Here is a 12,564-nt window from a genome sequence, read left to right as displayed (position 1 = left end):
GGGCCGGCGCCCACGACGAAGGGGCTACGAGGAGGCGCCGCGCAGATGGAGACGACGAGTCGGGTGGGGGCGCAGGGGGCCGACGCGTCCGCCGGTCAGGCGCAGGGAGTGTCACAGGGCGGGCCCGGGGACCGGCGCTCGGTCGACGGCTATCTCCTGGCGTCGTTCCCGTGGTACGGCCTGGACGAGGCCTACACCGGACCGCGCTGGCTGATGCAGGTCGGCGCCGCCGCCGACGGCACCGTGGAACACGGCGCCACCGGCCACGGCACCGAACCCACCCTGCGGATGGAACGGGCCGACCCAGGTGCCGCCAGGCAGCGCTTCGCGGTCGTGGTGACCGTGGCCAGCCGTCCGGTGCGGCGCAGCGCCGACGGCACGGGCGTGCTGGAGGCCACTTCCGTCTCCTCCGCGGCCTGGCTGGCCGGCTCCGGGCTGCTGGCGTGCACCTGGCCCGCCGCGATGGAGCGGGCGCTGCGCCAGGACTGGCTGGACCAGCAGACGGCCCTGGCCTGGGAGCTGGCCGACCAGCTGGACGAGGGCCCGTGGTCCTCGCTGTCGCTGCCGGTGGACGGCGTGCCGACCGACTTCCGCTACCGCGAGTCCGAGTACGGCTGGGTGCTGGCCGGCTCGCCCGAGGAGGGCGGGGTGCACCTGGGCGCGTACGGGCGGGGGATGAGCGCGTACGGGATGGGCTTCTCGGTGATCAAGGACATCACCACGTACCAGGGCGGCTGAGCCCGGGACGACGGGACGAACGCGTAAGGGGCGGCCTCCATGGAGGCCGCCCCTTACGTGCGTACGTGATCAGGTGTGCCGGGAAGGCCGCGCTCAGAACTTGTTGCGCGGCGTGATCCCCAGCGACATGCCGGACAGGCCGCGCTGACGGCCGCCCAGCTTGCCGGCGATGGCGCGCAGCGCGCTGCCCGCCGGGGACTCGGGGTCGGTCAGGACGACGGGCTTGCCCTCGTCGCCGCCCTCGCGCAGGCGGACGTCGATCGGGATGGAGCCGAGCACCGGCACGGTGGTGCCCGTGGTCCTCGTCAGGCCGTCGGCGACCTTCTGGCCGCCGCCCGTGCCGAAGACGTCGACCATCTCGTCGCAGTGCGGGCAGGGCAGCCCGGACATGTTCTCCACGACGCCGACGATCTTCTGGTGGGTCTGCACGGCGATCGAGCCGGCGCGCTCGGCGACCTCGGCCGCGGCCTGCTGAGGCGTCGTCACGACCAGGATCTCGGCGTTGGGCACGAGCTGGGCGACGGAGATCGCGATGTCGCCGGTGCCCGGCGGGAGGTCGAGGAGCAGCACGTCGAGGTCGCCCCAGTAGACGTCCGCGAGGAACTGCTGCAGCGCGCGGTGCAGCATCGGGCCGCGCCAGACGACGGGGGCGTTGCCCGGGGTGAACATGCCGATCGAGATGACCTTCACGCCGTTCGCCGACGGCGGCATGATCATGTTCTCGACCTGGGTGGGACGGCCGTCCGCGCCCAGCATGCGCGGGACGCTGTGGCCGTAGATGTCGGCGTCCACGACGCCGACCTTCAGCCCGTCGGCGGCCATGGCCGCCGCGAGGTTGACCGTGACCGAGGACTTGCCGACACCGCCCTTGCCGGAGGCGACGGCGTAGACGCGGGTGAGCGAGCCGGGCTTGGCGAAGGGCACCTCGCGCTCGGTCTGGCCGCCGCGCAGGGAGGACGCCAGCTCGCGGCGCTGCTCGTCGCTCATCACGTCCAGCTCGACGCTGACGCCCGTCACGCCCTCGACGCGCGAGACGGCCTCGCTCACCATCGAGGTGATCTTGTCCCGCATGGGGCAGCCGGCGACCGTCAGGTACACCGCCACCGCGACCGAACCGTCCGCCGCGATCTCCACCGATTTGACCATCCCCAGGTCGGTGATGGGTCGCTGGATCTCGGGGTCGTTGACCGTCGCGAGTGCGGCGCGGATCGCGTCCTCACTGGGTGCGGCGGTTCCGTACGTGTCGGTAGCCATGGGTCGATGGTACGGCCCGGTGGGGGCGCGGCGGAAAGGCTCTCAGCGGTCGCCTTCCTCACTCTTGCGCGGGAATACCCGGCGCTCGTCCAGCTCCCTGACCAGGTCCTCGAACTCCGAGCGGATCCAGTCCCGGGTGGCCACCTCGCCGAGGCCCATGCGCAGGGCGGCGATCTCCCGCGTCAGGTACTCGGTGTCCGCGATGGAGCGCTCGTTCTGCTTGCGGTCCTGCTCGAGGTTGACGCGGTCGCGGTCGTCCTGGCGGTTCTGCGCCAGCAGGATCAGGGGCGCGGCGTAGGAGGCCTGCAGCGACAGCATCAGGGTCAGGAAGATGAACGGGTACTGGTCGAACCGCAGGTGCCGGGGGGCGGAGGAGTTCCACACCACCCACAGGATGATGACGACCGTCATCCAGACGATGAACCGCCCGGTGCCCAGGAAGCGGGCGATCCGCTCGGAGCCCCGGCCGAAGGCCTCCGGGTCGTACTCCGGCAGCCAGGCCCGCCGCTTGACCCGGGGCAGGTCCAGGCGCACCCGCGGGCGGGCGTGCGCCTGGGCCGCCTCCGCCTGTGCCCTCGCCCGGTCGGCCCGCTCGCCGCGCTCCGGGCGGTGGGTCTGCGCGTACTCCCGCCCCCGCTCATCGCCCGCCATCGACGCCCTCCGGCAGCTCGGTCATGCCCGGTGCTCCGTGGTACAGCTCGGTCTCCCGCCAGTCCTCGGGCAGCAGGTGGTCCAGGACGTCGTCGACGGTCACCGCGCCCAGCAGCGAGCCGCTCTCGTCCACGACGGGGGCGGCGACCATGTTGTACGTCGCCAGGTAGCTGGTGACGGCCGGCAGCGGGGTGTCCGGGGGCAGGGGGCGCAGGTCGGTGTCGGTGATCGAGCCGACGAGCGCGAAGGGCGGGTCGCGCAGCAGCCGCTGGAAGTGCACGGTGCCCAGGTACTTGCCGGTCGGGGTCTCGTCCGGCGGGCGGCAGACGTAGACCTGGGCGGCGAGGGCGGGGGACAGGTCGGGGTTGCGGACGCGCGCGAGGGCGTCGGCGACGGTGGCGTCCGGGCGCAGCACGATCGGCTCGGTGGTCATCAGGCCGCCGGCCGTCCGCTCCTCGTAGGCCATCAGCCGGCGGACGTCGGCGGCGTCGTCCGGCCGCATCAGGGTCAGCAGCCGCTCCATCTCCTCCTCCGGCAGCTCGGAGAGGAGGTCGGCGGCGTCGTCGGGGTCCATCGCCTCCAGCACGTCGGCGGCGCGCTCCTCCTTCAGCTTGCCGAGGATCTCGATCTGGTCGTCGTCCGGCAGCTCCTCCAGCACGTCGGCGAGCCGGTCGTCGTCCAGGGCGGCCGCGACCTCCGCGCGCCGCTTGGGGGAGAGGTGGTGCAGGACGTTGGCGAGGTCGGCGGGGCGCAGCCGCTCGAAGGTCGCCAGGAGGTTCTCGGCGCCCTGCCCGTGCTCCTCGAGGGAGAAGCCGGTGACGGCCGACCACTCGACGGTCAGCGCCTCGCCCTTGCGGCGCAGGGCGCCGCCCTTGCCGCGGCGCACGAAGACCTTGTCGATCTCCCAGTCGCGGCGGGCGGGCAGCTGGGTGATGGACACGTCCAGGACCGTCACCTCCTCGCCCCCGTCGACCAGCCGCACCCGCCGGTCGAGCAGCTCGCCCAGGACCAGCGTCTCGGTCGGGCGCTGTTCGAAGCGCCGCATGTTGACCACGCCCGTGGTGATCACCTGGCCCGACTCCACTCCGGTGACCCGGGTCATCGGGATGAAGATCCGGCGGCGGCTGACGACCTCCACGACGAGCCCGAGCACGCGGGGCGGGCGGCCGCCGACGCGCAGCATCGCCACCAGGTCGCGGACGCGGCCCACCTGGTCGCCGTGGGGGTCGAAGACGGCCACGCCCGAGAGGTGCGAGACGAACACCCGGTAGGCGCCTGCTGCCATGGCCGCGTGCCTCCTGCCTGGCCGGGATCCCGCGCCCGGACCCGCTGACGGGACCCGCTGACGGGATCGGATGTCCGATTCAGGCTAACGTGACCGGCTTCGCCCCGCCGGGGGGCGAGGGCCGTACGGAATTCGTACGCGCCTGGCACGGACTCCCGGCTTCCGCCGTCCGGCGGCCCGGGTACGCTGCGGCCGTATCCCAGCGGTAACAGGAGGCAGGAGCAGACGTGCGTACCCGTAACGCGGCTCTCGTGGGGGCCCTGTGCGTCGGCCTGTCCGCGGCGCTCACGGCCTGCGGCGGCGCCGCCGCCGAGGATCCCGACGCGGGGACCAACGGCCTCGGCAAGCTCGAGGCCCCCGCCATCCAGGACAAGGCCCGCGCGGCCGCGCGCGGGGCCGAGGCCGTCCACCTGTCGGGCAACGTCGTCAGCCAGGGCCGCACGTACCGCATCGACATGCGCCTGAAGAAGAACGGCGGCACGGGCCGGGTCTCGTCCTCCTCCGACGCCAGCGCGTTCGAACTGCTGCGGGTGGGGGACGAGCTGTACCTGAAGGCTCCGGCCGGCTTCTGGGCGAAGGGCGCGGGCGCCTCGCCCTCCGCGTCCGCGGCGCCCGCGCCCAAGGCCTCCTCCTCCAAGGCCGGGGACGCCGCGGCGGCGGCCGGCAAGCTCGACGACAAGTACGTCAAGGTGCCCTCGGACGACCCGTCCTACCAGCAGTTCAAGGGCTTCACCGACAAGGACGTGCTGCTGGACGGCCTCCTCGGCCTGCACGGCACGCTCGCACGCGGCGAGCGCGGGTCGGTGGGCGGCGTGCGCACCATCCGGGTCACCGGCGCCAAGGGCGGCGGCGGCACGCTGGACGTCTCCCTCGTCGGCACGCCGTATCCGCTGCGGGTGCAGCGCGCGGGCGGGGCCGGGCAGCTGGAGCTCGACGGCTGGGGCAAGGACTTCCCGCTCGCCGTGCCCGCGAAGTCGCAGACGGTCGACTACGGCAAGCAGCTGCGGATCCCCAGCGGGAGCTGACGCCGGCCCCCGGGGCGCCTAGCGACCCTTGCGCCCCCGCCGCAGGAGGCGCGGCAGCGCCGCCGGCATCGGGTGGCGGGTCGTCGCCGGCGTCGGCAGGGGAGTGGCCGCCAGGGAGCCGTCGGGCAGGTCGCCGGACGCGCCCGTGGGCGTCAGGCGCAGCACGCGGCACGTCTCGGCCCACCGCTCCTCCAGCCGCTCCGCGTCCGGCGCGTTCAGCCGCTTGCCCTTGAGCTCGGCCACCGCGGCCGTCCACTCCTCGCCGCGCGGCGCGAGCTCGCTGACGGACGCGGTCCAGGAGACGATGCGGCCGCCCTTGTCCTTGCTGCGCACGGTGACCGTCGCCGTCGCGCCGTCGGCCAGGCCGAGCCCGTCCACCGGCTGCTCGCCGGGGCCGCCCACGAGATGCGCGGCGCCCTCGTGCCAGACGTGCCACAGGGCACGGCTGGGCCCGGAGGGGCCCTGCACCCAGATCAGGCCGGACTTCTTGGTGGCCTCTTCGATCAGCGCCTGCGTCATGGTCATGCGCCTACCTTATGCGCGCCCCCTACGCTGGTGACGTGAGTGCCGCCCCCACCCGAAGCGACGCGATACCGGGCCGGACCGCCGCCCCGGCGGCCGCCCCCACACCCATCCGCACGGAACTGATCCTTCTGGCGGTCGCCATCGCGGGCGTCTCCCTGTCCGCACCGCTGATCGCGGCCACCGCCGCCCCCGCGCTGGCCATCGCCTTCTGGCGCAACGCCATGGCCGTCGGCGCGCTCACCCCCTTCGCCCTGTGGCGGCACCGCGCCGAGCTGCGCGGCATCGGCCGCCGGACCGCGCTACTGGCCGTCGCCGCGGGCGCCCTGCTGGCCCTGCACTTCGGCTTCTGGCTGCCGAGCCTGCAGATGACCTCGGTGGCCTCCTCGACCGCCCTGGTCACCACCACCCCCATCTGGACGACGCTGCTGCTGCGCCTGCGCGGCCACCGCCCGCCCGCGCTGGTCTGGGCGGGCACGGCGCTGGCGTTCCTGGGCGTGCTCACGCTGACGGGCGTGGACCTCTCGCTCTCGCCGCGAGCCCTGGCCGGCGACGCGCTCGCCCTCGCGGGCGGCATGGCGGGCGCCGGGTACGTCCTGCTGGGCGCCGAGGTGCGCCGCACGGTGAGCACGGTGACGTACACCTACCTCTGCTACGCGACCACGACCGTGCTGCTCCTGGCCGTGTGCCTGACCGGCGGCGTCCGGCTCGGCGGCTACGACGGGGAGACCTGGCTGAAGCTGGCCGTGCTGACCTTCGCCGCGCAGCTGCTGGGCCACTCGCTGATGAACCGGGTGGTCAAGGGCCTCGGCCCCTCGGTCACCTCCACCGCGATCCTGCTGGAGACCCCGGGTGCGGCACTGATCGCCGCGCTGTGGCTGGACCAGCGGCCGCCCGTCGTGGCCTACCCCGCGCTCGCCGTGATCATGGCGGGCCTGGCGCTGGTCATCATGGGGGACCGGAAGAAGGAGCCGCTCACCCCCGAGACAGGGGTGTAGGGGCCCTACAGCAGGGCCTACAGCTGAAGTCTCTAAAGCCACCCGTTCCGCTTGAACCCGCGGTGGATCGTCACACAGATCGCGACCGTGACCACCATGACCGCCGGATAGCCGTACTTCCAGTGCAGCTCCGGCATGTAGTCGAAGTTCATGCCGTAGATCCCGGCGATCATCGTCGGGACGGCGAAGATCGCCGCCCAGGAGGTGATCTTGCGCATGTCCTCGTTCTGCGCCACGGACGCCTGCGCGAGGTTGGCCTGGAGGATGGAGTTCAGCAGGTCGTCGAAGGAGACCACCTGCTCGTGCACGCGCGCCAGATGGTCGGCCACGTCGCGGAAGTACTTCTGGATGTCGGGGTCGACCAGCCGCATCGGCCGCTCGCTCAGCAGCTGCATCGGGCGGATCAGCGGGGTGACGGCCCGCTTGAACTCCAGCACCTCGCGCTTGAGCTGGTAGATGCGGCCCGCGTCGCCGCCCCGCCGGGAGCCCTTGCCGGGGTCGGAGAAGACGTCGATCTCCACCTCGTCGATGTCGTCCTGCACGGCGTCGGCGACGGCTATGTAGCCGTCCACCACCTGGTCGGCGATGGCGTGCAGCACGGCCGAGGGGCCCTTGGCGAGCAGCTGGGGGTCGTCCTGCAGCCGGTGGCGCAGCGCGCGGAGCGAGCCCTGGCCGCCGTGCCGGACGGTGATGATGAAGTCGGGGCCGGTGAAGCACATCACCTCGCCCGTCTCCACCACCTCGCTGGTGGCGGTCAGTTCGGCGTGCTCGACGTAGTGGATGGTCTTGAAGACGGTGAAGAGCGTGTCGTCGTAGCGCTCGAGCTTGGGCCGCTGGTGGGCGTGGACCGCGTCCTCGACGGCCAGCGGGTGCAGCCCGAACTCGCGGGCGATCCCGGCGAACTCGTGCTCCGCGGGCTCGTGCAGGCCTATCCACGCGAAGCCGCCCTCGGCGCGCACCCGGCGCATGGCCTCGGCGGGGCTGATGTGGTCGCCGACGCGCTTGCCGTGGCGGTAGACGGCGCAGTCCACGACCGCGCTGCTGGTGGCGGGGTCGCGGGTGGCGTCGTAGGCGCCGCCCTGGCTGGGCACCCGGCGCAGGGCGGGACGGACGGCGGCGCGCAGGTCGCGGATCATCGACATGGCTGGCTCCTTCACGGGCCGGCCGTCAGCGCGGGGGCACGGTGCGCAAGCGCTGCCTGAAAACGTGGACGTGGTGGCCGTGGGGGTACGTCCGCAATTCGGGCGGCGCTTCGTGCGGTGCGCGGGGCTGACGGCAGTTCGCGGAGAACATCATGGGAGGACGGAACAAAGCGGGAGAGGCGCTCTTCCGTCAACTGCCGCGGGCGTGAAGGGACTTCCGCGGGATGGTGCCGGCGGGGAGGCCGGGTGCGGAAGGCTTCAGATCACGTAATGACTCACGCGGTGACCCACGGGGTGGCTCACTCGGTGACGTGCGTCCGGAGCGGTGAAGACGGGAGAACTGTCGGTACTGCACGGTCGACTAGGATCCACCGCAGCCCCACCTCCTCCGGCCGGTCCCCGCTGGGGGACGAACGTAGCGCCCTGACCAAAGGTCAAGGCGAGTCCAGGCTAGCAGCCACTCGACGCGTCAAGCCCCCCTGAGGCCTGCCTTTGCCCGTTCGATACGCGTTCTATGCTCACGGCATGTCAGACGTTCTCGCATTGGTCGAGGCCCGGCTGCTCATGGCCCTCGGCACGCCGGACGCGCGCGCCGCGGTGACCTTCCTGGGCGCGGACCGGATCGAAGTCCTTCGCTTCACCGGCTCCGACGAGGGCGGAGACATCGTCCGCTACGTCACGCTCGGCATGTCCGCCCAGCCCATGACCGACCCCACGGCCACCGTCGTCGATCACCTGCGCGGCCCCCGCGCCGAGCTGGTCCTCTCCGTCCGCAGGGGCCGCGCCGACACCGACCGGGTGCTCCGGCCGCTGGCCGTGCTCGCCGCCTCCCCGCAGGTGGAGGGCGTCGTCGTGGCGCCCGGGGCCTCGCTGGACACGGGCGAGCCGCTGTGGCCGGGCGCGCCGTTCACCTCCGTCCTCGTCGGGGAGTCCGGCGGGCTGGTGGAGGACCTGGAGCTGGACGAGCCGATGGATCCCGTCCGCTTCCTCCCCCTGCTTCCCATGACCCCCAACGAGGCCGCGTGGAAGCGGGTCCAGGGCGCGGCGGCCCTGGAGGAGCGGTGGCTGCGGCACGGCACGGACCTGCGCGACCCGCTGCGGGCCGGGGTCCCGCTCGGCTGAGCGCGCCCCCGGGCGGGGACGGACCAAAAGCGTCGGGCGGCCTCGACTCCGGACGGGTGATCGTCCTTGACGCGGGGGCGGCCTGGTAGGACCGTTGGAGGCTATGAGGGGCGAACCCAGTTGCCCGAAGTGCGGTGGCCGGGTGCGAGCGCCCGGTCTCTTCGCCGACTCCTGGCAGTGCTCCGTGCACGGCACGGTGCACCCCCTGCAGCCGGTCGTCCCGCCGAGCGTCGAGGCGCTGGCCGTCGTGGTCAACCGGGCCCAGGTCCCGGTGTGGATGCCGTGGCCGCTGCCCGTGGGCTGGCTCTTCACCGGCGTGGGCAGCGCGGGCGACGACCGCAGCGGCGGCCGGGCCACCGCCGTCGCCTGCTCGGGGCCGAGCCCGCTGGGCGGCCCCGGTGAGCTGCTGCTCGTCGCCGAGGAACTGGGCGTGGGGCTCGGTGCCCGCTATGCCGGCGTCGACGGCCCCGACCCCGGCCCGTACCTCGCCATGGACCGCTCCCCGCACGCCAAGGTGCACGCGGCGGGCCGCCCCACCCCCCTGTGGCACGTCGACAACGCCCCCGGCGACCGGGCCGTCTTCGCGGGCGAGGCGCGCGGGCTGTGGCTGTGGGCGATCGTCTGGCCCGAGAGCTCGGGGCTGCTGATGTACGACGAGCTGGTGCTGACGGACCTGCGCGACGCGGGGGCCGAGGTGGACCTGCTGCCCTGCGGTGCGCTGTCGCCGCGCATCCTGTCGCCCTGAGCGGCCGCCGGGCGGCCGGATCACGTTCGGACGGCGGTTATCCTGAACCGGTCCAGTCCTCGTCCACCCGCCGTTGGGAGCAGTGTCGTGCGCATCGATCTGCACACCCACTCCACGGCGTCGGACGGTACGGACACCCCCGCCGAGCTGGTCCGCAACGCGGCCGCCGCCGGGCTGGACGTCGTCGCCCTGACCGATCACGACGGGGTCGGCGGGCACGCCGAGGCCATCGCCGCCCTGCCCGCGGGGCTCACCCTCGTCACGGGTGCCGAGCTCTCCTGCCGCCTGAACGGCCCGAACGGCTTCAGCGTGCACATGCTGGCCTACCTCTTCGACCCGCTGGAACCCGAGCTGGCGCGCGAGCGCGAGCTCGTCCGCGACGACCGCGTGCCCCGCGCGCGGGCCATGGTCGCGCGGCTCAACGAGCTCGGCGTGCCGGTCACCTGGGAGCGCGTCGCCGAGATCGCCGGCGACGGCGCCGTCGGCCGCCCGCACGTGGCCACCGCCATGGTCGAGCTGGGCGTCGTGAACAGCGTCTCCGACGCCTTCACCTCCGAGTGGCTCGGCGGCCACGGCCGTGCCTTCGTCGAGAAGCACGAACTCGATCCCTTCGAGGCGATCCGCCTGGTCAAGGCCGCCGGCGGCGTCACCGTCCTCGCGCACCCGCTGGCGCTCCAGCGCGGCAACTGCGTCTCCGAGGGCGCGATAGCCGAGCTGGCCTCGGCCGGACTCGACGGCGTCGAGGTGGACCACATGGACCACGACGCCGCCACGCGCGCCCGGCTGCGCGGCCTCGCCGCCGAGCTCGGCCTGCTGACCACCGGTTCCAGCGACTACCACGGCAGCCGCAAGACCTGCCGGCTCGGCGAGTTCACGACCGACCCGGAAATCTACGGCGAGATCACGCGCCGCGCGACGGGCGCCTTCCCCGTCCCGGGCGCCGGCGGCTGACCCTCCCACGCGTCCGGCCCGTACGCCGTCCCCCGGCGTCCGGGTGCCCGTGCCCGGCGGTGCGTCGCCCGCCGTCCGTACGCCCGGATCCGCGGCACTCCCGCACCCGTCCTCCGACGGCGTCCGCGACCGTGCCCCCCTCACTTCCCCCCTTCTCTGCTCGCACCACTCCTGCAAGGCCCTCACTGTGTTCGACATCGCTGTCTTCGGATCCCTCTTTCTCACCCTTTTTGTGATCATGGACCCGCCCGGCGTCACGCCGATCTTCCTCGCGCTGACCGCGGGCCGCCCCGTCAAGGTGCAGAAGCGCATGGCGTGGCAGGCGGCCACGGTCGCCTTCGGCGTGATCACCGTCTTCGGCATCTGCGGCCAGCAGATCCTCGACTACCTCCACATCACCACCCCCGCGCTGATGATCGCGGGTGGTCTGCTCCTGCTGCTGATCGCGCTGGACCTGCTGACGGGCAAGTCGGAGGAGCCGACCCAGACCAAGGACGTCAACGTCGCGCTCGTGCCGCTGGGCATGCCGCTGCTGGCCGGGCCCGGTGCGATCGTCTCGGTGATCCTCGCCGTGCAGCACGCCGACTCCTTCAAGGGGCAGGTCTCGGTGTGGTGCGCGATCGCGGCCATCCACGTGGTGCTGTGGGTGGTGATGCGCAACTCGCTGCTGATCATCCGCGTGATCAAGGACGGCGGCGTGGTGCTGGTCACCCGGCTCGCGGGCATGATGCTCTCCGCGCTGGCCGTGCAGCAGATCATCAACGGCATCACGCAGGTGATCGCCGCCCACTGAGCCGCGCTCCCGCGCAACCCGGCGGCCCCGCACACACGACACCCCCGTACGGTCCTTCCGTACGGGGGTGTTCTCTACGCGCTGAGCGGGAAGCGTTACCGGACCGCGGAGTCGGCCGGGCGGATGTAGATGCGTTGGCCTATCGAGGCGGCCTGCTGCACGATCCGGTTGACGGAGGCGGCGTCCACGACGGTGCTGTCGACGGCGGTTCCGTCGACGTCGTCCAGGCGCATGATTTCGAAGCGCAAAGCACTTCTCCCTTCGTCTGATCCTCCTGAGGAGAACTTTTATGAACAGTGACGCGCGCGGCGACGCTGCGGCGCGTTTCATACGTGTCCAACGAGGAGACCCCAGCAAACATTCCCTACGCTAAAGAAATTATTGATATGTCTAACTACTCGCTCGGCGAGCTGTCCGAGATCGCCGCGGGCATCGAGCGCACCAACGAGCTGCTCACCCGCGTCCTGGCCGAGGTCGCGACCACACCCTCCACCCACGCCGTCTTCGTGGACGCCGGCTACGTCTACGCCGCCGCCGGCCGGCTCGTCGTCGGCACCGAGGACCGGCGGACCTTCGAGCTCGACGCCGAGGGGCTCATCGAGGCCTTCATCGACAAGGCCCGCTCGATCTTCCCCGACAGCCGGCTGCTGCGCGTCTACTGGTACGACGGCGCCCGCCGCCGCATCCACACCGCCGAACAACAGGGCATCGCCGAGCTCCCCGACGTCAAGGTCCGCCTCGGCAACCTCAACGCCAACAACCAGCAGAAGGGCGTCGACTCCCTCATCCGCACCGACCTGGAGTCCCTCGCCCGGCACCGCGCGATCAGCGACGCCGTGCTCATCGGCGGCGACGAGGACCTCGTCTCGGCCGTCGAGGCCGCCCAGGGCTACGGCGCCCGCGTCCACCTGTGGGGCATCGAGGCCCTCGGCGGGCGCAACCAGGCCGAGCCGCTGCTCTGGGAGGTCGACAGCCAGCGCACCTTCGACCTCGAGTTCTGCAAGCCGTACGTGACCCGGCGCACCCTCCACGAGCAGCCCTTCGGCCTCGCCGACGACGCGGGCCGGACCGGCGGACCCGTGCCCTCCCGCGACGACGTCCGCTTCGTGGGCGCCCGGGTGGCGGCCCAGTGGCTCGGCCAGCGCGGCCGCGCCCCGCTCGCCGAGCTGCTGCCCGGCCACCCCTACCTCCCCGGCACCGTCGACCAGGAGCTGCTCGTCGAGGCCGAGGCGCTGCTGGGCCTGTCCCTGCGCGGCCACGCCGACCTGCGCCGGGCCCTGCGGGACGGATTCTGGGACCACCTGGGGACGCAGTTCTGAACGAACTGCGCCCGCGCCG

The 12,564-nt window shown here is 72.8% G+C and carries 14 protein-coding genes; 8 read left to right on the top strand and 6 right to left on the bottom strand.

The annotated features are described in order from the left end of the window. Positions 1-45: 45 nt before the first annotated feature. On the top strand, positions 46-738 hold the full coding sequence (locus IE295_RS11260) for a hypothetical protein (RefSeq protein ID WP_224323038.1): 693 nt from the start codon (positions 46-48) through the stop codon (positions 736-738). A 93-nt stretch (positions 739-831) separates the two neighbouring features. On the opposite strand, the gene IE295_RS11255 is transcribed toward IE295_RS11260, so the two are convergent. Genes IE295_RS11255 through IE295_RS11245 form a run of 3 tightly spaced genes read right to left on the bottom strand, consistent with a single transcriptional unit; the run spans position 832 to position 3,928 of the window. Beyond that, the gene (locus tag IE295_RS11255) at positions 832-1,992 is read right to left on the bottom strand and encodes an Mrp/NBP35 family ATP-binding protein (RefSeq protein WP_190063406.1); all 1,161 of its coding nucleotides are present in this window, start codon (positions 1,990-1,992) and stop codon (positions 832-834) included. 42 nt (positions 1,993-2,034) lie between these two features. Beyond that, a complete protein-coding gene (locus IE295_RS11250; protein WP_190063405.1) occupies positions 2,035-2,643 on the bottom strand; it encodes a DUF1003 domain-containing protein in 609 nt (202 codons plus the stop codon). Further along, positions 2,630-3,928: a magnesium transporter MgtE N-terminal domain-containing protein gene (locus IE295_RS11245; protein ID WP_190063404.1), complete on the bottom strand. Its 1,299-nt coding sequence runs from the start codon at positions 3,926-3,928 to the stop codon at positions 2,630-2,632. The genes IE295_RS11250 and IE295_RS11245 overlap by 14 nt, the downstream gene beginning before the upstream one ends. A 227-nt stretch (positions 3,929-4,155) precedes the next feature. Here IE295_RS11245 and IE295_RS11240 point away from each other — a divergent pair, with 227 nt between their 5' ends. Beyond that, positions 4,156-4,953, top strand: coding sequence for a hypothetical protein (locus IE295_RS11240; RefSeq protein ID WP_190063403.1), 798 nt, complete (start codon positions 4,156-4,158; stop codon positions 4,951-4,953). A gap of 18 nt (positions 4,954-4,971) precedes the next feature. On the opposite strand, the gene IE295_RS11235 is transcribed toward IE295_RS11240, so the two are convergent. Further along, entirely contained in the window at positions 4,972-5,478 is a 507-nt protein-coding gene (locus tag IE295_RS11235) for a hypothetical protein (protein WP_190063402.1), read from the bottom strand. Between the two features lie 35 nt (positions 5,479-5,513). Between IE295_RS11235 and IE295_RS11230 the strand changes: the two genes are divergently transcribed. Continuing rightward, positions 5,514-6,473, top strand: coding sequence for a DMT family transporter (locus IE295_RS11230; RefSeq protein WP_372478809.1), 960 nt, complete (start codon positions 5,514-5,516; stop codon positions 6,471-6,473). 32 nt (positions 6,474-6,505) lie between these two features. Here IE295_RS11230 and corA read toward each other — a convergent pair whose 3' ends face one another. Further along, entirely contained in the window at positions 6,506-7,615 is a 1,110-nt protein-coding gene (gene corA / locus IE295_RS11225) for a magnesium/cobalt transporter CorA (protein WP_190063400.1), read from the bottom strand. Positions 7,616-8,140: 525 nt separating this feature from the next. Here corA and IE295_RS11220 point away from each other — a divergent pair. The 4 genes from IE295_RS11220 to IE295_RS11205 all read left to right on the top strand — a co-directional run bounded on the left by IE295_RS11220 (position 8,141) and on the right by IE295_RS11205 (position 11,226). Further along, positions 8,141-8,737, top strand: a complete 597-nt coding sequence (locus IE295_RS11220; RefSeq protein ID WP_190063399.1) for a suppressor of fused domain protein — start codon at positions 8,141-8,143, stop codon at positions 8,735-8,737. Between the two features lie 103 nt (positions 8,738-8,840). Then, the gene (locus IE295_RS11215; RefSeq protein WP_190063398.1) at positions 8,841-9,482 is read left to right on the top strand and encodes a DUF6758 family protein; all 642 of its coding nucleotides are present in this window, start codon (positions 8,841-8,843) and stop codon (positions 9,480-9,482) included. Positions 9,483-9,569: 87 nt separating this feature from the next. Continuing rightward, positions 9,570-10,433, top strand: coding sequence for a PHP domain-containing protein (locus IE295_RS11210; protein ID WP_190063397.1), 864 nt, complete (start codon positions 9,570-9,572; stop codon positions 10,431-10,433). Between the two features lie 187 nt (positions 10,434-10,620). Then, entirely contained in the window at positions 10,621-11,226 is a 606-nt protein-coding gene (locus tag IE295_RS11205) for a MarC family protein (protein WP_190063396.1), read from the top strand. Between the two features lie 95 nt (positions 11,227-11,321). Here IE295_RS11205 and IE295_RS11200 read toward each other — a convergent pair whose 3' ends face one another. Next, the gene (locus IE295_RS11200; protein ID WP_190063395.1) at positions 11,322-11,474 is read right to left on the bottom strand and encodes a DUF8834 family protein; all 153 of its coding nucleotides are present in this window, start codon (positions 11,472-11,474) and stop codon (positions 11,322-11,324) included. 138 nt (positions 11,475-11,612) lie between these two features. On the opposite strand from IE295_RS11200, the gene IE295_RS11195 reads away from it, so the two are divergent. After that, complete coding sequence (locus IE295_RS11195; protein ID WP_190063394.1) at positions 11,613-12,545, top strand: NYN domain-containing protein; 933 nt, start codon at positions 11,613-11,615, stop codon at positions 12,543-12,545. Positions 12,546-12,564: the final 19 nt, after the last annotated feature.

Origin of the sequence: Streptomyces griseocarneus (assembly GCF_014655595.1) — a bacterium.
GTDB classification, from domain to species: Bacteria; Actinomycetota; Actinomycetes; order Streptomycetales; family Streptomycetaceae; genus Streptomyces; species Streptomyces griseocarneus.
The sequence above is the reverse complement of the archived record's forward strand: the minus strand, read 5'-3'. Positions and strand labels throughout refer to the sequence as shown.